At 67.9% G+C, this 22,497-nt stretch carries 24 protein-coding genes; 9 read left to right on the forward strand and 15 right to left on the reverse strand.

The window, feature by feature from the left end; all coding sequences use genetic code 11:
- Positions 1 to 356 (forward strand): hypothetical protein (locus WB461_RS02780; protein WP_423851196.1); only part of this gene is annotated, 356 nt, incomplete at its 5' end.
- 9 nt (positions 357 to 365) lie between these two features.
- On the opposite strand, the gene WB461_RS02785 is transcribed toward WB461_RS02780, so the two are convergent.
- From WB461_RS02785 to WB461_RS02830, 10 genes are all read right to left on the reverse strand, one after another.
- Entirely contained in the window at positions 366 to 983 is a 618-nt protein-coding gene (locus WB461_RS02785; RefSeq protein ID WP_423851197.1) for a hypothetical protein, read from the reverse strand.
- A 53-nt stretch (positions 984 to 1,036) separates the two neighbouring features.
- Positions 1,037 to 1,771, reverse strand: coding sequence for a DsbA family protein (locus WB461_RS02790; protein ID WP_423851198.1), 735 nt, complete (start codon positions 1,769 to 1,771; stop codon positions 1,037 to 1,039).
- A gap of 124 nt (positions 1,772 to 1,895) precedes the next feature.
- Positions 1,896 to 2,819, reverse strand: coding sequence for a DMT family transporter (locus WB461_RS02795; RefSeq protein ID WP_423851199.1), 924 nt, complete (start codon positions 2,817 to 2,819; stop codon positions 1,896 to 1,898).
- Positions 2,820 to 2,959: 140 nt separating this feature from the next.
- Complete coding sequence (locus tag WB461_RS02800; RefSeq protein ID WP_423851200.1) at positions 2,960 to 4,429, reverse strand: trypsin-like peptidase domain-containing protein; 1,470 nt, start codon at positions 4,427 to 4,429, stop codon at positions 2,960 to 2,962.
- A 70-nt stretch (positions 4,430 to 4,499) separates the two neighbouring features.
- Positions 4,500 to 5,888, reverse strand: coding sequence for an ATP-binding protein (locus WB461_RS02805; protein WP_423851201.1), 1,389 nt, complete (start codon positions 5,886 to 5,888; stop codon positions 4,500 to 4,502).
- Positions 5,885 to 6,577 carry a response regulator transcription factor gene (locus tag WB461_RS02810; protein WP_423851202.1) on the reverse strand — a complete coding sequence of 231 codons (693 nt, stop codon included), beginning with the start codon at positions 6,575 to 6,577 and terminating at the stop codon, positions 5,885 to 5,887. The genes WB461_RS02805 and WB461_RS02810 overlap by 4 nt, the downstream gene beginning before the upstream one ends.
- A 59-nt stretch (positions 6,578 to 6,636) precedes the next feature.
- Entirely contained in the window at positions 6,637 to 7,515 is an 879-nt protein-coding gene (locus WB461_RS02815; protein ID WP_423851203.1) for a fructosamine kinase family protein, read from the reverse strand.
- 33 nt (positions 7,516 to 7,548) lie between these two features.
- Positions 7,549 to 8,037, reverse strand: a complete 489-nt coding sequence (locus WB461_RS02820) for a low molecular weight protein-tyrosine-phosphatase (protein WP_423851204.1) — start codon at positions 8,035 to 8,037, stop codon at positions 7,549 to 7,551.
- A complete protein-coding gene (locus tag WB461_RS02825) occupies positions 8,034 to 8,432 on the reverse strand; it encodes a phage holin family protein (RefSeq protein WP_423851205.1) in 399 nt (132 codons plus the stop codon). Before WB461_RS02825 ends, WB461_RS02820 begins: the two co-directional genes overlap by 4 nt.
- A gap of 37 nt (positions 8,433 to 8,469) precedes the next feature.
- Positions 8,470 to 9,408, reverse strand: coding sequence for an EamA family transporter (locus tag WB461_RS02830; protein WP_423851206.1), 939 nt, complete (start codon positions 9,406 to 9,408; stop codon positions 8,470 to 8,472).
- Between the two features lie 29 nt (positions 9,409 to 9,437).
- Here WB461_RS02830 and WB461_RS02835 point away from each other — a divergent pair, with 29 nt between their 5' ends.
- From WB461_RS02835 to WB461_RS02850, 4 genes are all read left to right on the forward strand, one after another.
- Positions 9,438 to 10,496 carry a histidinol-phosphate transaminase gene (locus WB461_RS02835; RefSeq protein ID WP_423851207.1) on the forward strand — a complete coding sequence of 353 codons (1,059 nt, stop codon included), beginning with the start codon at positions 9,438 to 9,440 and terminating at the stop codon, positions 10,494 to 10,496.
- Positions 10,497 to 10,676: 180 nt separating this feature from the next.
- Positions 10,677 to 11,807 carry a pyruvate dehydrogenase (acetyl-transferring) E1 component subunit alpha gene (gene pdhA, locus WB461_RS02840; protein WP_423851208.1) on the forward strand — a complete coding sequence of 377 codons (1,131 nt, stop codon included), beginning with the start codon at positions 10,677 to 10,679 and terminating at the stop codon, positions 11,805 to 11,807.
- Positions 11,804 to 12,814: an alpha-ketoacid dehydrogenase subunit beta gene (locus tag WB461_RS02845; protein ID WP_423851209.1), complete on the forward strand. Its 1,011-nt coding sequence runs from the start codon at positions 11,804 to 11,806 to the stop codon at positions 12,812 to 12,814. Before pdhA ends, WB461_RS02845 begins: the two co-directional genes overlap by 4 nt.
- An 8-nt stretch (positions 12,815 to 12,822) precedes the next feature.
- Entirely contained in the window at positions 12,823 to 14,202 is a 1,380-nt protein-coding gene (locus tag WB461_RS02850) for a dihydrolipoamide acetyltransferase family protein (RefSeq protein ID WP_423851210.1), read from the forward strand.
- A gap of 7 nt (positions 14,203 to 14,209) precedes the next feature.
- Here WB461_RS02850 and WB461_RS02855 read toward each other — a convergent pair whose 3' ends face one another.
- Positions 14,210 to 14,815, reverse strand: coding sequence for a DUF1684 domain-containing protein (locus WB461_RS02855; protein WP_423851211.1), 606 nt, complete (start codon positions 14,813 to 14,815; stop codon positions 14,210 to 14,212).
- 60 nt (positions 14,816 to 14,875) lie between these two features.
- Between WB461_RS02855 and WB461_RS02860 the strand changes: the two genes are divergently transcribed.
- A complete protein-coding gene (locus WB461_RS02860) occupies positions 14,876 to 16,177 on the forward strand; it encodes an MFS transporter (protein WP_423851212.1) in 1,302 nt (433 codons plus the stop codon).
- 3 nt (positions 16,178 to 16,180) lie between these two features.
- Here the strand turns inward: WB461_RS02860 and WB461_RS02865 are convergent, their stop codons facing one another.
- Genes WB461_RS02865 through WB461_RS02875 form a run of 3 tightly spaced genes read right to left on the reverse strand, consistent with a single transcriptional unit; the run spans position 16,181 to position 18,450 of the window.
- The gene (locus WB461_RS02865) at positions 16,181 to 17,116 is read right to left on the reverse strand and encodes an oxidoreductase (RefSeq protein WP_423851213.1); all 936 of its coding nucleotides are present in this window, start codon (positions 17,114 to 17,116) and stop codon (positions 16,181 to 16,183) included.
- Between the two features lie 25 nt (positions 17,117 to 17,141).
- Positions 17,142 to 17,939 (reverse strand): maleylpyruvate isomerase family mycothiol-dependent enzyme, encoded by a 798-nt coding sequence (locus tag WB461_RS02870; RefSeq protein WP_423851214.1) that lies wholly within the window; start codon positions 17,937 to 17,939, stop codon positions 17,142 to 17,144.
- Positions 17,926 to 18,450: a hypothetical protein gene (locus tag WB461_RS02875; RefSeq protein ID WP_423851215.1), complete on the reverse strand. Its 525-nt coding sequence runs from the start codon at positions 18,448 to 18,450 to the stop codon at positions 17,926 to 17,928. The genes WB461_RS02870 and WB461_RS02875 overlap by 14 nt, the downstream gene beginning before the upstream one ends.
- A 160-nt stretch (positions 18,451 to 18,610) precedes the next feature.
- Between WB461_RS02875 and WB461_RS02880 the strand changes: the two genes are divergently transcribed.
- On the forward strand, positions 18,611 to 19,252 hold the full coding sequence (locus WB461_RS02880) for a response regulator (RefSeq protein WP_423851216.1): 642 nt from the start codon (positions 18,611 to 18,613) through the stop codon (positions 19,250 to 19,252).
- A gap of 1 nt (position 19,253) precedes the next feature.
- Here WB461_RS02880 and WB461_RS02885 read toward each other — a convergent pair whose 3' ends face one another.
- Positions 19,254 to 20,936, reverse strand: a complete 1,683-nt coding sequence (locus WB461_RS02885) for a GAF domain-containing protein (protein ID WP_423851217.1) — start codon at positions 20,934 to 20,936, stop codon at positions 19,254 to 19,256.
- 161 nt (positions 20,937 to 21,097) lie between these two features.
- Between WB461_RS02885 and WB461_RS02890 the strand changes: the two genes are divergently transcribed.
- Both WB461_RS02890 and WB461_RS02895 read left to right on the forward strand, forming a co-directional pair.
- On the forward strand, positions 21,098 to 21,940 hold the full coding sequence (locus tag WB461_RS02890; RefSeq protein WP_423851218.1) for a universal stress protein: 843 nt from the start codon (positions 21,098 to 21,100) through the stop codon (positions 21,938 to 21,940).
- A gap of 28 nt (positions 21,941 to 21,968) precedes the next feature.
- The gene (locus tag WB461_RS02895; RefSeq protein WP_423851219.1) at positions 21,969 to 22,496 is read left to right on the forward strand and encodes a flavodoxin domain-containing protein; all 528 of its coding nucleotides are present in this window, start codon (positions 21,969 to 21,971) and stop codon (positions 22,494 to 22,496) included.
- Position 22,497: the final 1 nt, after the last annotated feature.

Here is a 22,497-nt window from a genome sequence, read left to right on the forward strand (position 1 = left end):
GTCGTCTGCTGCTCGAAACTGCTGAGGAGTATCTCAACAATTCCCATGCATTTCGCGAGATGCGGCTGATCAGCCGAGTGCGATCGGTTGACCTGATGATCGATGAGCAGAGCTTGAACGAGCTCACGCGCCTGATCGGCGGTCATGGGACGGCGCCTCACCAGCGGCTTGGGCTGGGCGAGGACGCTTCGGCGGACGAGCTGTCGAACGTGGCTCACGAAACCCTGTGGCGTTGGCTGGCGCTGGTCGACAATCCGTTGACCGAGCGTGAGGTGGCTGCCGCGGGTCGAGTCGTCGTGCGCAGCTGTGAAGGGATCATCGACCAGGTGGCCAACACCTTGGTGTCGAACAGCTGAGTCGTGGGCTCAGCGCCCCGGCTCTGGTCGGTCGGGGTGATCTGACGCTTCGTGGGGCTTGAGCAGGGATGTGACGGCCAGCGGCGGCTTCGCGTTCAGCCAGCGCTTGGTGGCCGGTAGAGCAGCTGTAGCGGCGGCGGCGATGAGCAGGAGCCCCTGTGTCGCCGTGAGCGTGAGATCGAGGGTCCCTGCTCCCCGAAAGGCTGAGATGACCACCAGCACCGGAAGGTGAAACGCGGTCAGGACGATCAGGGCTGTACGGCCCCCACGACGACGCTGTCGAAGCGCTGAGAGCGCGCTGAGCTCGAGAAGCGAGAGGATGACGCCGATGGCTGCAAGCGAGACGAGAGCGACGATGACAGCTCGGCCGATCTCCGTTGCGGAGTAGTCCGGCGCCTGCGCGTCCAAGGCCTTGCGCAAGGCTTTGCGGAGATCCGCCTGCCTCATTCCGGCGAGCGCGGTGGGGACAATGAAGGCAAGGACGCTCAGCCGAACGGACCACGCGGCGATTCCGATCGTCCCGGGAGTGGGAACCTCCGTGCGCTGCGGCAGTCCCGAGGCAAAGGACGGACGCTCCGGCGGATGCGCGGCGCTGGTCGCAGTGCCATCGGCAACGGGTCCCGACATGGCTTTCATGCTAGGACACGACTGCGCCGCTGCGAAGTTCTTGTGACGTCTCGTCACTTGTTGAATCTGGAGATGGCCTGCTCGAGCACCTTGGGGCCTGGGATGGCAGTTCCTCCACTGTCCCCCGCCACCTGCAGGACGCTGCCGTTGACACTCACCGTCGGGGTGGTCGAAACCCCGCGATCCTTGCCTTCAGCCAATGCCTGGACGATCCAGTCCGCGAACTTCTCGTCGCGTATGCACCGCTCGGCCTTGGGGGCGCCTGCCTTCTTGGCCCACGCGATCAGCTTGTCGTCCTTGTGGCCGGCGCCTCCTTCGGTGGGCTGATGCGCGAAGAGCCGGTCGTGAAACTTCGCATATGCGACGACACCGGCCGAGTCCGCCACACAGGCGGCGGCGTTCGACGCCCGTTCTGTGTAGCGATTGCTGCTGGCCCCGACCAAAAACGTGAAGGGACGGTATTCAAGGACGATCCGACCCTGCTTGACTGCTGAGCGCAGGAAGTCGCCGCTTCGCTTCTCGAACACCCGGCATGAAGGGCAGAGGAAGTCCTCGTACAGCGTGACGGTGACCGGGGTCTGGGTACGCTTCTTGCCCTCCACCAGCGCGGGGGTCAGCCGAAAGCCGAAGTCCTTGGTCGCATGTTGGGGGGCGAGAGCCTGAGCACCGTTGTCATTCTTGATGCTCAGTGCTTTCTGAGCACCGAACGTTGCCGCCACGACCCCGATCACTACCACGACCGTGGTGGTGAGTCGGCGCCGCCGCGAGGTGATCTGATAACCCCGCATCAGTTGCGATGCGCGATCGGCCGGACTCGTTCCTGTGTCTTTCATGGGGCCCTTCGGAGGTGGGGTGGTGTCAGATTCGGACGATACCGGCCCGGCCCGGGGTGCGCGTGTCAGCCCGGTTCGCTCAGCTCGCCGGCGTCGTGAGGGTGCGGCTGGGAGTGCTCCGACGCCGAATCTTGAGGCGGGTGATGGCAACCCCGACGAGGCACAACACGCCGCCCACGAACGCGAGCGCCGCGGGCACCTCATCGAGGACCGCCCACGAGATCAGCGTCGCGACGGCCGGGACGAGGTACGTCGTGGAGGCAGCCTGGCCGGTCGAGATGCGTTTGAGCGCGTATGACCAGGTGCTGAAGCCGATTGCGGTCGGGAACACGCCGAGGTAGACGAGCCAGCCGATGTCATGGGCCGACGCGGACCCGAGCTCGGCCACCAGGGCGGGAGCGAATGGCAGACAGACCACGACACCGACCAGGCAACCGAGCCACACCGACATCACTGGTTGCATGTGCTTGAGGGCGGGTTTCTGCGCCAGCGCGCCGAAGGCGTAGAAGGCCGCTGCCGCGACGCACAGCAAGACTCCAGTCGTGCTCGCTGTCTCGACACCTGTCGAGGGGTTGTCGGCGCTCAGGGCGATCAGGATCACTCCGCCGAAGGCGATGCCCATCCCGATCATCAACGGTCGGGGAAAGCCCTCCCGGTAGAGGAATCCCGCTATCACTGCCGCGAAGATCGGGCCCACATTCACGATCAGAGCGGTCGTACCGGCATCGAGATCGCGTTCGGCGGCATTCAACGCGATGTTGTAGGCGCCGAACCAGACGACGCCGTACAACGCGACCAGCAGCAAGGGGCGCCCGGTGGGCAGCGCCGTGCTGCGCGGTCGGGCGAAGAACGTGAGCGCGAGAGCGCCGACCGCGAGGCGGCCCAGCGTCAGAGAACCGGGCGAGAAGGTGTCGCCGACCGCGCGAATTCCGACGAAGGCCGACGCCCAGACGGCGACCGTGACGAGCAAGGCCGGCAACGACAGGTCGCGATCGGTCTTCACAGGTTCACGTTAGTCAGGAGCGACCCGCTGCACGAGCGAGAATCGGCCATCGTGACACGCTTTCCCGCCGAAACTGAGACCCCAACGCCCGATGCGGACCTCTGAGCGGGCCGCCCCGGGTGTTGGGGTCGAGCAGATCGTCAGCCGGTCGTGCTGCCGCCGTCCGAATCCAGCGTCACGTCTATCTGGGTCTGCTTGCCGTCACGACGGAAGGAGACGGTGACCTTCTCGCCGGGCTGGTAGCCGCGGACCGAAGCCACCAGCGCTTCCGAGCTGGGGATCAGATGCCCGTTGACGGCCGTGATGATGTCGCCCTTCTTGAGCCCGGCCTTGTCCCCGGCGCCACCGGAGGTGACATCGCCGATCAGCGCGCCCACGCCGGTGATGCCATCCGCGCCGACTGCAGGGCGCACCGAGACGCCGATCTGCGCGTGCTCAACCTTTTCGCCCTTGACCAGGTGCTTCGAGACGTTCTTGGCGAGGTCGACCGGGATGGCGAAGCCGAGGCCGATCGATCCGCCTTCGGTGGATCCGGAGGCCTTGATCGCCGAGTTGATCCCGATCACGTTGCCCTTGATGTCGACCAGGGGGCCACCGGAGTTGCCCGGGTTGATCGCGGCATCGGTCTGGATCGCGGGGAACGTGTTGGACTTGGTGGGATCGGAGCTGCCGTCCGAGGACGTCACGGGGCGGTTGAGCGCCGAGACGATGCCCTGGGTGACGGTGCTCTCGAGGCCGAATGGCGAACCGATCGCGACGACCTCCTGGCCGACGCGAAGATCGGCAGACGTCCCGAGCGTGGCCGGGGTCAGTCCGGTCTTGCCCTTGGCCTTGATGACTGCGAGATCGGTCTTGGGATCGGCGCCGACGATCTTGGCGGTGGTGTTCGATCCGTCGTTGAACGCAACCGTGATGGTGCCGCTCTTGCCGGCCACTGCGGTGACGTGGTTGTTGGTGAGGATCTCGCCGTCGCTGCTGATGATGATGCCGGTGCCAGAGCCGGATTCCTGCGAGCCCTTGACGTTGATCTGCACGACGGACGGCAGGACCTTCGCGGCCACCTGCTCGACCGCCCCGGCCGGCACGTTGGTGTTGGTGACCTTGCCGGTGTCCAGCGAGCTCACGTTCGAGGAGTTTCCGGAGTCGTCCTGTGCCTGGTCCTGGAGGTAGGCGCCGCCGTACCCGGCACCGCCCGCGAGCAGGATGAGTGCCGTCGCGCCAGCAAGCCGCCGACCTCGTCGCTTCTTCGGCTTGGCCGTCGGCTGGTTTCCGCCATCATCGGTCGAGAACGCGGTCGTGTCGTCGGCGGGGAACGATCGCGTGGGATCGACCCGACCCGCTTCTGGTTCGGTGGACGAGCTGCCTTGGGTGGCGTAGCGGTGCGTGTACGCGTCCCTGGCCGGTGGCTGCTCGGAAGCGGCTGTCGTCGGAGCAGGGGCTGGCTGGCCGGTCTCGGGCGCCGACGTCGTGTGCTCGCGGCCCGCATCCTCCGGTGAGGTGGTCTCGGGGGCAGCGGTCTCCGACGAGTCGGGCGCGCGAGTGCTGGCTTCTTCGCGCTCCGTCGGCGGTACGTACGGATGATCGGCGAACGGATCCTTCGAATCGGTCATGGTCATAGATTCTCGCGCATCACTGAGATCGCTCTGAGAGCGGTGTGTGAGCGATCAAAGAAACCCGAGGTCAGGACGGGTGTGAGTCGGGCAGCGTGACCGTGAACGTGGTGCCACCGTCCGGCCCGGACGCGACATCCACGGTTCCACCGTGACGCTCCGCGGCACGCTTGACGATCGACAGCCCCAGCCCTGATCCCGGCAGGGTACGGGCTTCGCGCGAACGGTAGAACCGATCGAAGATGTGCGGAAGATCGCGCGGGTCGATGCCGGGTCCTTCGTCCGAGACAGTCAGGGCGCCCTGGCCCAGGCGGACCCGCACCGCCCCCCCTTCGTAGCTCCACTTCGCAGCATTGTCGAGCAGGTTCGTCACGGCGCGCTCGAGGAGCTGTGGCTCGCCGAACACCATCCAAGGCTGCAGGTCGACGTCGAAGGTGACCTGGGGTGCGCGCAGGCGCACCCGGCTCACGGCCTGGTTGACGACATCGGCGAAGTCCAGGGGCTCGGGATCACGTCGCATCGGTTCGTCGCGCGCCAGCTCGACCAGATCGCCGACGAGAGTCGTCAGCTCTTCGAGCTGGGACCGGACGTCGCCCATGATCTCGTGGCGTTGGTCGTCGCTCAGAGACCGTTCCGTCGTGTCGGCGGCCTGGCCGATCAGCTCGATGTTGGTACGCAGGCTGGTCAGTGGGGTGCGCAGCTCGTGCCCAGCATCCGCAACCAGCTGACGCTGGCGCTCCTGTGAGGCATCAAGCGCCTGCAGCATCGCGTTGAACGAGGTCGTCAGACGAGCGAGCTCATCGTGCCCCGTCACCTGGATGGGGGTCAGTTCGGCGGTGCGCGCGACATGCTCGGTGGCGGCGGTGAGTCGGCGGACCGGGCGCAGGCCATTGGTCGCGACGCCCCACCCTGCGAGTCCAGCGATCACCACGCCGGAGAAGCTGGCCAGCAGGAGGATCAGCTTGAGTCGCTCCAGGGCCTGCTCGATCGATTCCATCGACTGGGCCATGACCAGCGCGGTGCCGGGCCCAGCCTGCACCGCCACGACCCGATATGGCGTCCCACCGATGTGGGTGGTGCGCATCGAGTGGGTCTGCTCCCCGATGGCGACCTCGAGCTCGTGGTAGTCCACGAAGCCCCCGTCAGACCTCAAGTTGGTGTCGGGCCGCAGCGCGCCGCCCCGCACGACGGCCAGCTTGACGTCAGCGACGGCGAGCTCGTCCTCGGACTCGCCGCGGATGATGCGTGCGGGGTAGTCGCCCTGCACGGCCGTGTGGGCCCGCCGCAGCATCGACTCGTCCAGGGAGCTCTTGAACTCTGCGCGCACCACCACGAACACCGTCGCGCTGACGACGCTGAGCGTCGCCGCCACGGCAAGTGTCGTGAGCACCGCGACCCGCAGGGCCAGCGTCATCCGGTGGGTGAAGAGGCGGACCAGACGGTGCAGTCCAGCGATCACGGGGGCGTCTCGCGCAGGACGTATCCGACGCCCCGCACGGTGTGCAGCAGGCGGGACTCGCCCTCCGCCTCGAGCTTGCGGCGGACGTATCCGACGTAGACCTCGAGCGAGTTGGCGGTCGTGGGGAAGTCGAATCCCCAGACCTCCTCGAGGATGAATGAACGCTCCAGCACCCGCTTGGGTCGCTGGAGGAAGAGCTCGAGCAGCGCGAACTCGGTACGGGTCAGCGACAGCGAACGCTCACCACGCGTGACATCTCGGGTCACCGGATCCAGCGACAGGTCCGCGAACACCAGCGGCTTCTCGTCCGGCTCGACCGCCGCGGCGCGGCTCGAGCGGCGCAGCAGCGAGCGCACCCTGGCGAGCAGCTCCTCGAGGGCGAAGGGCTTGGTGAGGTAGTCGTCGGCACCCGCATCGAGGCCGTCGACGCGGTCCGACACCGCATCTCGCGCAGTCAGGACGAGGATCGGGACGTCATTGCCGGCGCCGCGCAGTGCACGTGTCGCCTCGAGACCGTCGAGTCGCGGCATCATGACGTCCATGATGATCGCGTCTGGATTGGTCTGCGGGACCCGTGCCAAAGCCTCGGCTCCGTCAGAGGCCAGATCGACGGTGTAACCGTTGAACTCCAAGGACCGGCGCAGCGAGTCGCGCACGGCGCGGTCATCATCGACGACAAGGATGCGCATGGGTTCAGTCTGCCTGCCGCGCCTGAGGGATTGCTGAATCGTCGCCGGACACGGTCGATTCAGGCCCGGGCTGGGCCGTCGACGAGCGACTGCGCCGCCGCCCCGGCGCGGGCGCCGTAGGTGCCGCCGAACAGCATGGCGTGCACCAGCAGTGGGTGCAGCTGGTGCAGGGCCTGTCGTTCCTGCCACCCGTCGGCCAGCGGAGACGCTTCGGCGTAGGCGTCGAGGATGCGTTGCAGATGGGGGGCGCCGAACAGGGACAGCATCGCCAGGTCGGTCTCCCGGTGACCGCCGTGAGCGGCGGGATCGATCAGCCACACGTCGCCGTCGGAGCCCCAGACGAGATTGCCCGACCACAGATCGCCGTGGACACGGGCTGGTGGCTCCGCTGGTCCGGCCAGCTCATGGATGCGGCGCATCGCCGTCTCGATCGTGGCCGCCTCGTCCGCCGTGAGGGCCTCCCGATCGACCGCAGCGCGGACGTAGGGCATGACCCGCCGTGAGGCGAAGAACTCCGGCCAGGTCGGCGAGGGTCGGTTGGGCAGCGGGGCGAGACCGATGAATCCGTTCTGCGGGGCACCGAAGCCGTCCGCCCCGGCCTGATGTGTCGCGGCGAGCGCACGACCGAAGCGTTCTGCGAGGTCTGTCGTCGGCTTGGACGGTTCAATCCAGTCGATGATCAGGCAATCCTCGGCGACGGCGAGCACGCGGGGGACCTTGGCGCCGTGCGCGCCGCCAAGCCATTCGAGCCCTTCGGCCTCGCGCAGAAAGAAGCCCTCGGGAGCCTGGGGGCGGGTCTTGATGATCGCCCCCCGCCCATCGGTCAGCCTCAGTCGGGTCGCCGTGCAGATGTCGCCACCGGCGACCGGGGTGGTCGAGACGACACCGAGGCCGAGGAGTGCCTCCGCCCGGGCGGCGGTTCCTGCCATGCGTGCCATGGGCCCGAGGTTACCGCGTGCGGGGGCGGACGTTCAGTTGTCCATCAGGTCCGGTAGCCGGGCGACGAGCTCATCGGTCGTGCGCTCGATCATCGCCAGCACCTCGCGGAAGCCGTCGCCGCTGCCGTAGTAGGGGTCCGGGACCTCGTTGTCGGCCGCGGTCGCCACAGGATCGAACTCGCGAAACATCCGAACCTGCTCGGTCTGCTGGACCGTCGGCGACTGCCGGGTCATGTCGGCATGGTTGCTGGCGTCCATCGCCAGCAACAGGTCGTTCTCGGCGTACCAGTCGGTCGTGAACGTGCGCGCCCGGTGCCGACTGGAGTCGTAACCGGCCGCACTCAGCGCCGCGGCGGCACGCCGGTCCATCGGCTGCCCGACGTGCCAGCCGCCGGTGCCGGCCGAGGCCACCTCGACGCGATCGGCGAGTCCGGCCCGCTCCAGCCGGTCCTCCAGCACGACGTGCGCCATCGGTGATCGACAGATGTTGCCGAGGCAGACCACGGCGATCCGGTACGTCACCGTAGGGGGCGGGCGCTCTTGCCGGTGAAGCCGCTGAGCACCGTGTTGACGATCGAGATGACGACGGAGCCGAGCATGGCCCACCAGAAGCCGTCGACCTCGAAGACGACGCCGAACTTGCCCGTGACCCACTCGGTGAGCAGCAGGAGCAGGGCGTTGATCACCAAGAGAGCGAGACCGAGTGTCACGATGATGAACGGCAGCGAGAAGGCCTTGAGCACCGGCGCGACGAACGCATTGATGGCAGTGAACACACCGGCGACCGCGGCGATCGCGGCAACGCGCTCGCCGGTCGAGTCGCTGGCGACCCCGATGTTCATGTGATCGCCGAGCAGGCCAGCAGTGGCAGCGAGCGCGAGCCCGCTGAGGATCCATGCAGTCAGGAGCTTGGGCATGTCGCCGATTGTTGCACTGATGGTGCTTCCGCCGCCGCTAGGGCGGTGGGAGGATCCGTTCGACCTCGCGGGACGTCTGAGCCAGCACGATCCCCACGAGCACCGCGACCGCGCCGCCGATCTGGACCGGGGTCAGCGACTCGCGGAACCAGGCCCAGCCGATGACGTTCGCGATGACCGGCTCCAGCATCGCCACGACGGTCACGATCGTCGCCGGCAGGTGGCGCAGGGCCACCATCTCGAGGAAGAACGGCACCACCGTCCCCGGGACCACGACGATCGCGACGACGAGCCATGGATTGGCGGTGTACTGGTCGAGCCGTTCGAGCAGGGACGTCCGGCCCTGCAGCTCAGGCGTCGCCCAGACCGGCTCGATCAGGTTCATCGCGACGGTGGCGACCACGAAGGCCCACAGCAGCACCCGCAGCGGGTCGTCGATGCCGACGTTGTGCTCGCCGAGCAGGAAGTACGAGGCGAAGCTGACCGCAGCGAGCAGCCCCATGACGACGCCGAGGCCATCGAAGGTCAGGCCGTTCCACACCCGACCGACGACCGCGAGCCCCACGACGGCGAGCCCGACCGCGACCCACATCCGTCCGCGCACGGGCTCCTTGCGGACGAATCGCACCCAGAGCACGACCAGGACCGGCGCGAGGAACTCCAGCAGCAGCGCGATCCCGAGGGGCAGGCGGTCAATCGCGACGTTGTAGGTCAGCTGCAGTGAAGTGACCCCGACCAAGCCGAGTCCGATGACCAGGATCAGCGCACTGCCCCGGGGGCGCCGCAGCGCTGATCGGCGGAAGCACGCGGCGTACGCGACGAACACGATCGTTGCGCCGGTGATGCGCAGGGTCGTGAATGACTCGGGGCTGAGGTTGGAGCCCATCGCGACGCGAGAGACGCCGCCGTTGACCCCGAACAGGACGGCCGCCACCACGACCAGCGCATAGCCGAGTCGGGGATTGCGGACGGTCACGAGTCGATCATGGCGGATACGCTCGGCGCATGAGCAGCCCCCGCGCCCGACGAGCCCTTGACGACATCCCGGTCTACCGTCCGGGAAAGGCCGCGACGAGCGAGGACCACAAGCTCTCCAGCAACGAGAACCCGTTCGCACCACTGCCCGGAGTCATGGAGCGCGCAGCGGTCGAATTGGGCCGGATGAACCGGTACCCCGATGCTGGCATGACGGCCCTGTACGAAGCGTTGTCGGCACGGCACGGCCTGTCGCCGGACCACTTCGCCGCCGGGACCGGCTCGGTTGCCGTGCTGTTCGCGCTGCTCACTGCACACCTCGAGGCCGGTGACGAGATCGTCTACGCCTGGCGCTCGTTCGAGGCGTACCCGATCGCGGCAGACCTGACCGGCGCGACCACCGTCCGTGTGCCGCTCCGGGCGGATTCGACACACGATCTCGACGCCATGGCGGCGGCCGTGACGGATCGGACGCGGGTCGTGCTCGTGTGCACTCCCAACAATCCGACCGGTCCGGTGGTGGCGGCCGACGAGCTTCATCGGTTCCTCGACACGGTTCCGGACGACGTGCTGGTCGTGATCGACGAGGCCTACGTCGAGTTCGTGCGGGATCCGTCAGCCGCCGATGGCCTCGCCGCGCTCGCTGCTCGCGGCAACGTCGTGGTCCTCCGCACGTTCTCCAAGGCATATGGCCTGGCGGGTCTGCGGGTCGGCTACGCCATCGCCCGGCCCGCGGTCGCGGAGTCGATCCGCAAAGCCACGCCACCCTTCGCGGTCACCGATCTTTCCCAGGCCGCTGCGGTGGCGTCGCTCGATGCGCAGGAGGCCCTCGACGAGCGGGTCGAGGAGATCGTGCAGGAGCGCATCGCGATGGTCGCGGCACTGCGGGGGCAGGGTTGGCAGGTGCCGGAGACGGAGGCCAACTTCGTCTGGCTCCCGCTCGGCGAGGACGCGATGGATTTCGCCGCAGCGGCAGATCCGGTGTCGGTTCGCCCGTTCGCCGGCGACGGCGTGCGGATCAGCATCGGGGCCCCGGAGGTCAATGCCCTGCTGGTCTCGCGGGCCGCGGCCTGGCGCGCCGCGCACTGACCGGGGCGGCGTTTGGACCCGGCGACCCGAGCGGGATACGGTGGTCTCAGATGTGATGCCAGTCACGTCCGTGTGAGTCCCCAACGTCCGCCACCCTTGTGACGCCGGTGGCTCACATCTTCGACATCGAAGCGGCAATCCCGCTCACCGATTGATTGAGGTAGTTGCATGAGTGTGTCCATGCCCGATACGTACGTCGCCGACGATCCCGCTGGAGCCTTTCCGCTCGTACAGCTCCTCACCCCCGAGGGTCAGCGCGTCAGCCACGACGAGTTCTCCTACGACGGCGATGACGACAGCATCCGCGAGCTGTTCCGCGACCTGGTCCTCAGCCGCCGCATCGACTTCGAGGCGCATGCCCTGCAGCGGCACGGCGAGCTCGGCCTCTGGGCGCCGGCTCAGGGCCAGGAGGCCGCCCAGATCGGCTCGGGTCGCGCCTTGCGGACCCAGGACTTCGCGTTCCCGACCTATCGCGAGCACGGCGTCGCCCTGTGCCGTGGCGTCGACCCGGCCCTGCTGCTCGGACTGTTCCGAGGTGTCGAGCTGGGCGGGTGGGATCCGGCGGAGCACGGCTTCGCGCTCTACAGCATCGTGATCGGCGCCCAGACGCTGCACGCGACTGGGTATGCGATGGGTCTGACCCTCGACGGCGCGGTCGGCACCAACGACCCGGACCGCGATGCCGCGGTGATCGCGTACTTCGGTGATGGCGCCACGAGCCAGGGCAGCGTCAACGAGGCCTTCGACTGGGCCGCGGTCTTCAACGCGCCGGTGGTCTTCTTCTGCCAGAACAACCAGTACGCCATCTCGGCCTCGACTGACCGGCAGACCCGTGGTCCGATCGCCCAGCGCGCCGGTGGCTTCGGTTTCCGCGGCATCCGGGTCGACGGCAACGACGTCCTGGCCTGCCACGCGGTCACGACCGCCGCGATGCAGCGTGCCCGTGATGGCCAGGGGCCCATGCTGATCGAGGCCTACACCTATCGGATGGGTGCGCACACTACATCGGACGATCCGACCCGGTACCGCGACAGCGCCGAGGTCGAGACCTGGAAGCTCAAGGATCCGATTGAACGGGTCAAGCGCTATCTCCTCGTGCAGGGCACTCCCCAGGAGTTCTTCGACGACCTCGACGCCGAGGCGGAGGAGCTGGGTCGGCATCTGCGCGAGACCTGCAAAGCCCTGCCCGAGCCGGACCTGGCAGCACTGTTCGACAAGGTCTTCGTCGAGGGGACGCCCGAGCTGGCCGAGCAGAAGGCCGAGTACCTCGCCTTCCGCGACAGTCTCGAGCCTGAGGGGAGCGCGTCATGAGCGAGCGCCAGCAATCGAAACCGGAGACCAGCACGGTGAAAATGCCGCTCGGCAAGGGCCTCAACGCCGGACTGCGCGCCGCGATGGAGGCCGATGACAAGGTCATGATCATGGGAGAGGACGTCGGCAAGCTTGGGGGCGTCTTCCGCATCACCGACGGTCTGCAGAAGGATTTCGGTGAGAGCCGGGTGATCGACGCCCCGCTGTCCGAGAGCGGCATTCTGGGCACGGCGATCGGTCTCACGTTCCGTGGCTACCGGCCCGTGCTGGAGATCCAGTTCGACGGCTTCGTCTACCCCGCGTACGACCAGATCGTCAGCCAGGTCGCCAAGCTGCACTTCCGCAGCAGCGGCAAGGTCAAGATGCCGATCGTGATCCGCATCCCGTTCGGGGGTGGAATCGGCGCGGTCGAGCACCATTCCGAGAGCCCCGAGGCGCAGTTCGCCCTGACCGCAGGTCTCAAGGTCGTGTCGTGCTCCAACGCCAACGACGCCTACTGGATGATCCAGCAGGCCATCGCCAGCGACGACCCGATCGTGTTCATGGAACCCAAGCGCCGCTACTGGGACCAGGGTGAGGTCGACCTCACGTCGGACCCGATCCCGCTGCACACGTCGCGGGTGCTCCGTGAGGGCACCGATGCGACCCTGATCGCATACGGCCCGATGGTCAAGACCTGCCTGGAGTCAGCCGACGCAGCAGCCGAGGAGGGCAACAGCATCGAGGTCATCGACCTCCGCACCCTGTCGCCGCTGGACCTTGATCCGGTGTTCGAGTCCGTGCGTCGCACCGGGCACGCGATCGTGGTGCACGAGGCCGCGCAGACACTGGGACTGGGCGCGGAGATCTCGGCGCGGATCACCGAGAAGTGCTTCTATGCGCTCGAGGCGCCCGTCCTGCGGGTCACAGGCTATGACCTGCCCTATCCGCCGAGCCGCGCGGAAGAAGAGTTCCTGCCGGGTCTGGACCGTGTGCTTGAAGCGGTCGACCGTTCGCTTGCCTACTAGGAGTCGTCATGAGTGAGTTCAAGCTGCCCGACGTCGGCGAAGGCCTGACCGAGGCCGAGATCGTCACCTGGAAGGTCGCCGTCGGCGACGTCATCAAGGTCAACGACGTGCTCGTCGACATCGAGACCGCGAAGTCGATCGTGGAGCTTCCCAGCCCCTACGAGGGCACGATCGAGGCGCTGCTCGTCGCCGAGGGAGAGACCGTCGACGTCGGCACCCCGATCATCCGGATCACGACGGCCGACGAGTCGGCGCCCGCCTCGGCTGAGTCGGCGCCCCCCGCAGCGGGACTGCCCCAGGCGAGGACCGCCGGCGACTTCGCGTCCGCCGTCGACCTCGTGCCGGAGCCCGAGCCGGCGGCGACCGCCGCGCCGGCCGAGGAGCGTCAGTCGGTGCTCGTGGGCTACGGGCCTCGCACGACTTCGACGAAGCGTCGGGCCCGCAAGGGTGCCGTGGCGTCGGTCGACAGTGAGCGGGTCCCACAGCGCTCGATGCGCGCACTCGCGAAGCCGCCGGTACGCAAGCTGGCCAAGGATCTCGGTGTCTCGCTCGATGCCGTTCCGGCTGTCGGCGAGATCATCACCCGGGCCGATGTCGAGGCTTTCGCCGGCCGCCGTGACCAGAACGGAGCAGCCCAGAACGGATCGGACTCCTCACCTGCGCTTGCCGCGCCGCGTCCCGCGTCCCACGACGACGTTCGCGTGCCGATCAAGGGCGTGCGCAAGATGACGGCCGAGGCGATGGTGTCCTCGGCGTTCACGGCTCCTCATGTGACCGAGTGGGTCACGCTTGACGTGACCCGCACGATGGACCTGGTCACCCAGCTCAAGGCCGATCCCCGCTTCGCCGGCATGCGGATCTCGCCGCTGTTGATCGTGGCGCGTGCGGTGTGTCTGGCGATGCGCCGCACGCCCGAGCTCAACTCGACGTGGGATGACGCGGCCCAGGAGATCGTGCTCAAGGGCTCGGTCAACCTCGGCATCGCGGCCGCGACGCCACGCGGCCTGGTGGTGCCCAACATCGTGGGCGCCGACAGCATGGGGCTGCCGGAGCTCGCGGAGGCATTTGCCGATCTGATCGGCACAGCGCGTGATGGCAGGACCCAGCCGGCGCAGATGAGTGGGGGCTCGTTCACGATCACCAACATCGGTGTCTTCGGCATCGACGCCGGCACACCGATCCTCAACCCGGGCGAGGCCGGCATCCTCGCCGTCGGAGCGATTGGCCGTCGACCGTGGGTCGGTGACGACGACCAGATCGTCGCGCGGTGGGTCACGACTCTTGCGCTGAGCTTTGACCACCGGGTGGTGGACGGCGAGCAGGGTTCCCGTTTCCTCGCGGACGTCGCGGCCATCCTGCGCGATCCTGCGCTTGCGCTGACCTACTGATACCCCGTCAGAGCCGTTCGCCCGCCTCGATCCGAGCGGTGACGGTGTTGCCGGTCGGAGCGAGCGGACACTGCCAAGCGGCGTTGTAGCGGCACGACGGGTGATAGGCGTAGTTCAGGTCGAGCGTGACGAAGTCGTCCCCACCGCCCAGCCACGATCCCTTGGCCGTGTCCAGCAGGTAGCGGCCGCCGCCGTAGCTCTGCTCGCCGGATGTCCCGTCCCGCAGCGGGACGAAGATGCCGCCGCCGTACTGGTGCAGCCACCACACATCGAGGCTGCCGCCGATGGGGGCAGGCAGCTCGACCCGGCCGATCAGCCGCATCCTGATGGTCCCGTCTCCGCCGGCTTCGACCAGGCGGTCCTCAGCCGGCTGGGCGGCCAGCAGCGGAGTGTCGAACCGGAGGGTGGGGTCGTACGGCCAGTAGGACAGCCCGGTCTCGCGCAGCGGGTCGCCGTCGGCCAGCGGACTCTGCGGATGGGTCTGAAACATCTCGTCGCGGACGGCCCTCCACCGCGAATGGGCTGACGCCGGGTCGGTAGAGGAGCGGACGTCGGCATAGCTGTCGTAGACGCGGCGGCGCCAGTCGACCAGGGTCAGCGAGGATTCGGGCATGCCGTCCACGGTGGCACAGCAGTGCTCGTGCGGCGCCGCGACGGACCCTAAACTGATTCGGTGAGCCACCCCGTCGAGACGCGCCACCCCGGCGCGTACGCCGTGTGGGTCGTCGCCCTCCTGGTCTATCTCCTGGCGGTGTTCCACCGATCCTCGCTGGCGGTCGCCGGGCTCGCCGCGACCGAACGCTTTGACATCTCCGCCGCCCAGCTGGCGACCTTCACCATGCTGCAGCTGCTGGTCTACGCCGGGATGCAGATCCCGGTCGGGCTGCTGGTCGACCGCTTCGGACCGCGCCGGGTGCTGCTGACCGGCGCGATCACGCTGACCCTGGCCCAGGTGGGCTTCGCGTTCGCCGACACATATGCCCTGGCGCTGCTGGCTCGCGTCTTCGTCGGTATCGGCGACGCCATGACCTTCATCTGCGTGCTTCGACTGGTCAACACCTGGTTCGCTCCCCGACGGGTGCCGCTGATCACCCAGCTGACTGGGGTCACCGGGCAGCTGGGTGCGATCATCGCGGCGGTCCCGATGACGGTGGCACTGCGTGAGCTCGGGTGGACCAGGTCGTACCTGATCGCCGCCTCGTTCGGCGTGATCCTGACCGTAGCCCTGGTCATCTTCGTGCGTGACGCACCGGCCGCCAGATCTGTCCGGGGCGCAGCCTTGTCCCTGACTGCGGTGCGACGCAGTCTCGGCGCCTCCTGGGCGCAGCCCGGCACACGGCTGGGTTTCTGGATGCACTTCTCGACCCAGTTCAGCGCGACGACCTTCGGCCTGTTGTGGGGCTATCCATTCTTCGTCCGTGGGGAGGGTCGCTCCGACCACGTCGCCGGGTTGCTGCTGACCCTGATGGTCGTGGCGGTGATGTCGGCCGGACCTGTGCTCGGCTGGGCGATCACGCGCCACCCCTGGCACCGCTCGACGATCGTGCTCGGGATCATCTCGGCGATCGTGGTGGTGTGGACGGTCGTGCTGATGTGGCGCGGTCCGGCGCCGCTGCTGCTGCTCGTCGTCCTGGTCATCGTCATGGGCATCGGCGGGCCCGCCTCGATGATCGGCTTCGACCTGGCGCGCACCTCCAATCCTGCGGACCGGCTCGGCAGCGCAACCGCGATCGTCAATCAGGCCGGCTTCGTCGCGAGCCTCGTGCTCGTGGTCGCCATCGGGCTGATCCTGGACTGGCGCACACCCGGGTCGTCCACGGCCTACTCGCCGTCTGCGTTCACCTGGGCGATGTCGTTCCAGTACGTCCTGTGGGCGCTCGGACTGACCCAGATCTGGCGCTACCGGGTCCGGACCCGGGCGAAGATCATGGCCGAGGAGCCCGAGGCATACGGCCGCACCCGGACGCTCGGCTGATCCTCAGACGTCGAAGCGAACCCCGGTGGCCGACTCCGAGGCCGCCCAGAGCTGATCGGCTAGCTCTTCGTCGCGCGCGACCCGGGTCATCCCGACGAGCCTGGGCCGGCCGCGCAAGCCGCGGAACCCGGCCGGACCGACGTACTCGCCGCCGGTCAGCGATGGATCGGTCGCGGCCATCAGCAGCGGCCAGGCCCCGTGCGATGCGGGTTGGCCGATGATCTTGGTGATCTGGTGCATCCCGATCCCGGGGAGCGACAGGCCGTGGACGGTCGGACCGGTCTTGGTCAGGTTGGTCGAGGCGTAGCCGGGGTGGGCCGGGACGCTCACAACTCCCAGCCCGGCGGCCTTCGCCCGCCGGTCGAGCTCGAGGGCGAACATGAGGTTGGCGAGCTTGGACTCGCCGTACGTCTGCCAGCGCTTGTAGCTCCGGCCCGATCCCGCAGGGGTCAGCGCGTCCAGATCGATGCTGCCGACCGCCGAGTGCGCGAGCGAGGACACCGTGACGACTCGGCTCTCACTGGCGACCAGGAGCGGCCACAGGCCGGCGGTCCACGCAAAGTGCCCCAGGTGGTTGGTGCCCATCTGCAGCTCGAAGCCGTCGGCCGTCTTGGTGAGCTTGGGCGGGACCATGATGCCGGCATTGTTGACCAGGATGTCGATGCGATCGTAGCCCTGGGCGACCTCCTTGGCTGCCCGACTGACGTCTGCGAGATCGGCCAGATCGAGCGAGACGACGTCGACCTCAGCTCCGGGGGCCTCTGTCGCGATGCGGTCGACCGCCTGCTGGGCGCGACCCGCATCCCGCGCCGTCACGACCAGGCTCGCGCCGTGCTGCGCCAAGCCGATCGCTGTGTGCAGACCCAGACCACCGGTCACTCCCGTGATGACCGCTCGTTTGCCGGTCAGGTCGGGGATGTCTTCGGTGTGCCACGTCATGCGACACAGCCTAGGCGGTCCACCTTCAGGGTGTGACAGCCATGGCTGCAAGGACCGATCGGCCGAGCTCCTGATCTCCGGTGACCTCGACCTCGACCTGGTCCGGCGTGCGACGTCCGGCGGTCAGGACGGTGAACGTCTCGGTCGACATCGACAGGGTGGTCGAAGGCTGCTCGAGATGCTCGACCTGGGAGGCGCGGCCGTCCTCGCCGATCCGCACGACGAGCTCGAGTGGCGTTTCGCCAGTCACCTGCCACTGGACCGTCGACCCCGCCGGCGGCTTGACCCGCTTGCCAAGGATCATCGGCATGGCGAACGAAAATGCCATCACGACGACCTGCGCGCCCGTGGAGTCCAGCCCCCCGGGGCGGCCGGTTGCCCGGCGGATGTCCTGCTCGTGCACCCACATGTCGATCGTGCGATTGCGCAGCAGCGTGTCCCAGCTCCAAGCGACGCCCCCGGGAGTGCCGGGCGCCAGGGCCGACGGGTCGCTGGGGAGGTCGGCCAGCTGATCGAGCCGCAGCTCAACCGCCGCGGCAAGCTCTGCCACGAGCTGCGCCGGGGTGTGATCCGCGCGCTCCTCGACGCCGATGGCGGTGTAGGACGACACGATCTCGCGGGCTCCGGTCGGTTCGTGGGAGCCGGCTTCGCTGCGGCTGAGCTCGGTCTCGAGATGGGCTACGTGCGCCAGCACGTCCTTGACCGTCCACGTGGGACAGTCCGTCGGCTGCGCCCAGTCCGCATCGTCGAGCTCGGCGGCCAGGGCAAGGATCGAGTCAACCGACTCGTGCCACCCTCGAACGTAGGTCTCAAGCAGACTCATGGGCTCGCTCCTTGCGATATTTGCGGCGGATGTAGAAGACGTACCCGGCGAAGAGTGCACCGGCACCGACCCCGATCGCGCCGATTCCGTTGCCGGTGTTGGCGCGGGAGTCGAAGCCGGAGATCAACGCGTAGCCGTACGACGCGTTGTCAGCCCGATCGTCGCGTGGTTCGCAGCTGATCTTCAGGCCGTTGGATCCTTTGTTGAGCAGCCCGATCAGGTGCCACTGGTTGCCGTCGTCGTCGACGGTGATCTCCAGAGCGGCAGCGGGAATAGCGCGTCGCTTCTTGGTGGGGGTCGTTGCGCGACACGTGACTGCGCGCTCCGGCTGCAGGATGTCCGTGAACACGGCAACGCTCTGGCCTGCGGCGTCAGCACGGGCGGTGGTGGGCAGCACCGTCGCGTTCCGCACCGGCTCCCATGCGCTTGCTGCGACGACCGTACCGATCATGACGCTGCCCAGCGCGACGACGAAGGCCGCGAGGTACCAGAGCGGGTTCGTCGGTCTCACGGGGCAACTTTCGCACACGGGTCGCCTGGGGGCAGCGCCAGACGCGCGGTCAGGACCGGGACCTCGCGGCAGACCGGCTGCACTCTGCGGGACTTTCGGCCCTCGACACGTTCGACCGGCGTCTGAATACTGGGCTGATGGCCATGACGAGGAGCTTGAGATGACGATCCGTGTCTTCCTGCTGGATGACCACGAGGTCGTACGCACCGGATTGCGGCAGTTGTTGGAGAGCGGTGGCGACATCGAGGTCGTGGGCGAGGCCGGCAATGCGGAGACCGCGCTGGCACGGATCCCAGCGCTGAAGCCTGACGTCGCGGTGCTCGACGCCCGCCTCCCCGACGGCAGCGGCATCGAAGTGTGCCGACAGGTGCGGTCCTCGCACCCGGAGACCAAAGCCATCATCCTGACGTCGTACGACGACGACGAGGCGCTCTTCGCCGCCATCATGGCTGGCGCCGCCGGCTATGTCCTGAAGCAGGTCACGGGTCAGGACCTCATCGCCGCAGTGCGCCACGTCGCTTCGGGTGGATCGCTGCTCGATCCGAGCGTCACCGCCAAAGTCATGGAGCGATTGCGCGCCGGGGCGCCCGGCGAGCCGGACGAGCTGAAGGACCTCACCGCCCAGGAGCGGCGCATCCTGGAGCTGGTGGCCGAGGGCCTGACCAACCGACAGATCGGCGAGCGGCTGTTCCTCGCCGAGAAGACAGTCAAGAACTACATGTCCAACGTGCTGTCCAAATTGGGGCTCGAGCGCCGGACCCAGGCCGCGGTGCTGGCGAGCCGCCTTCTCGACGACCGCTGACTCAGGTCGGCACGCTCCAGGTCAGTCTGGTGCCCCCATCGGCCACGGCGCGAATGGCGAAGTCACCGCCACGCTCCTCGGCCCGGCCGCGGAGATTGCCCAGACCGCTGAGCCGTGGAGAGTCTCCGGGACCGATCCCGTTGTCGGTGATCTCGATCGTGATCTCCCCCGAAACGGCTGAGATCGTCACCTCGACATCTGCTGGCCCGGCGTGCCGCACGACGTTGGCGAGGCCTTCGCTCACCACTGCGGTGATGTCGTCGGTGAGGTCGCCGGAGACCATCAGGTCGACGGGTCCGAGGAAGGCGACGCGTGGCCGGTGAGCAAGCTGCTCGGTGACCCGGTCGACGATCTCGAGGATTCGTGCGCGAACGCTCACGGTCGTGGTCTCCGGATCGCGCTGCATGGCGAAGATGCTCTGCCTGATCTGGGCGATCGCGGCGTCGATCTCCGCGATCTGGGTCGTGATTCGTGCCGCTGTTTCGGCATCAGCGCCGACCGCCGCGGCCTGCAGGCTGAGTCCCGTGCCGAAGAGGCGTTGGATGACGTGGTCGTGCAGGTCGCGCGCGATGCGGCTGCGGTCCTCGAGCAGGGCCACGCGGCGACGGCTGCGCCGCGACTCGGCTCGGTCGATCGTCACGCTGACATGACTCGCGAAGGACACCCCCATGTCGAGGTCCCGCATGGTGAACGGCGGCCGCCCGGCGACGCGCGAGAGCGTGAGCAGGCCGGTTGTCACCTCGCCCTGCGAGAAGGGGATCACCAGCGAGTTGCCGAGCAGTGCGTGACGATCGAAGCCCTCGCGGCGGGGCTCACCGGACTCCGTGACCAAGATCGGTTCTCCCGAGGCGATCGCGTCCGCAGCGATGCTGTCCGCCAAGGAGAACGACATCGTTGACAGATCCGCTGCGCCGACTCCAGCGGCGCGGTCGAGCTCGATCTGCGAGCCGGAGACCCTGCCGATGCTCACCAGATCGGCATCGGCCAGCCCACGAACCTGTTCGACGACGACACCGAGGTGCTCGTCTCCCTCGTCATCGCGCATGAGCCGGCGGGCGGCATCCGCCAGCGCTGTAGACCAGCGCGCCCGGTAGGCAGAGTCGTCGAACAGTCGGGCGTTCTCGATCGCGATGCCGGCGGTCGCCGCGAGTGCCTGCGCCAGCTCCTCGTCGTCGGCGGAGAAAGCGCCGTTGAGGCTGTCGGTCAGGTAGAGGTTGCCGTAGACCTCGTCGCGCACGCGTATCGGCACGCCGAGGAAATTTTCCATCGGTGGGTGATGCGCCGGGAAGCCGCTGGAACGAGCATCAGAGGCGATCCGGTCCAGGCGTACGGGCTGAGGATCGTCGATCAGCGCACCGAGGAGTCCCTTGCCCTCAGGCAGGTGACCGATCTGCTCGACGACCTCCGAATCCATCCCGCGATGGATGAACTGCTCCAGACGCCGCTCGTCACCGATGACGCCCATCGCGCAGTATCTGGCCTGGATCAGCTCCATGCCGATCTCGACGATACGGCGCAGGACGCTGGGGAGATCCAGATCGCTGGTCAGGTCGTTGTTGACCCGGATCAGGTCCCGCATCCGCGACTGCGACGTCATCATCTGGTCGGCACGCTCCACGAGCTGGGCAAGCACGGCCTCGAACTCGAGCCTGGGCCCGGTCCCCGACCCGTGGTGTTCGGTCATCCCACCCCCAGGTAGCTGCTCACGTGCCGAGACTACGCCCACGGGAGCGCAGCTCCGCCTCATCTGCCGGGACCTAGGTCCCGAGCAAGGGGGGCGACGGCCCATGTTGTCGCGCGGCCCCGAGGTGGATCGTGAGGATCACCAACCACGCAGGAGGAACCATGACCACCGCCAAGCCCGTCGTCGTCGGCATCAAGGACAAGCAGCCCGCAGCGCTGCGATTCGGTCTCCAGGAGGCACGTCGTGCCGGTGTTCCGATGCGGGTCGTGCACTCGTCCGCGCTCCCGGTCCAGGCCGCGGAGTTCTACACCGGGTACGACGCGATGGATGGCGCACGGGTGGCTGGGCAGGAGATTCTCGACGAGGCCAGGCACTTCATCGATCAGGAGGTCGCCCCACCCCCGGTCAGCTACGAGCTGTCGACCGGGCCGGCGATCGACACGCTGGTTCGCAGCTCCTTCGGCGCCAGGGTCCTCATCATCGGGTCGGATGATCTGCCGTGGTACGAACGGGCTCTCGGTACCGCCGTGACCGGGCACGTCACACGTCATGCCGACTGTGTCGTGATCGTGGTTCCCGAGCACGGGGATCCCTCGCCACTGATCGGCGGCGTCGTGGTGACGCTCGACGGCGACACCTCGGCGTCGGGTCCGTTGCGGTATGCCTTCGAGCAGGCGGATGCTGCTGGCCGCACGCTGCATGTCCTGCATGCCACGCCACCGGCGACGTTGACCGAAGACGTCCAGGCCGTGCGCGCAAACATCGGCGAGGTGCTGGCGGGCTGGTCCGAGATCTATCCCGACGTCCGGGTCATTCCGGCATTCGTCTTCGACGCGGTTGAGGACGTGATCGTCGAGGCGACCGAGCGCGCCGAGCTGGTGGTGGTCGGGCGTCCCCACAACAGGTCTGTTGCCTTCGCCCTCGCCCGGCCCGTCGCGACCAGGGTGGCCAGGCGAGCGAACTGCCCGGTGGCGATAGTGCCGTCCGACTACGCGGGCGTCTGAGATGGGTTCCGTTGCGACGTGTCGCACTGTGGCCGTTGCCGCCGCCAGCCGCCACGGCGGCACGTGTGAGATCGCCGATCGGATCGCCGTCACCCTGGCCGCAGAGCTTTCGGACGGTTGGAGCGTCACTCGCACTGACCTGCGGGACCTGCGCGCGCTCGACGACGTTGACGCCGTCGTGCTCGGCAGCGCGGTCTACTACAGCCATTGGATGCACGCGGCCGGGCGAGCGCTCCGCTACGTCAAGGACGCTCCACTGCTCGACCTCTGGTTGTTCAGCACGGGTCCGATCTCCGAGGTCGACAGTGCGGATGCCCAGGTGCCGTCGGCTGATGCCATGGTCGCTGACGGGCTTGCGGTGGAGCACCAGGTGTTTGGCGGCAGGCTGGACACCTCGCTGCTGAACTGGGCGGAGCGGGCAGCGGTGAAAGCCGTCCACGCCCTGCCCGGCGACCACCGCGACTGGGACCAGGTCGACGACTGGGCCAAGCACATAGCCGCGCAGCTGTCGCAGGTTCCGACGCGCGGATCGGTCGCGCGGTCCTCAGGTCGCTGAC

Source organism: Aeromicrobium sp., assembly GCF_049587115.1.
Taxonomy (GTDB): Bacteria; Actinomycetota; Actinomycetes; order Propionibacteriales; family Nocardioidaceae; genus Aeromicrobium.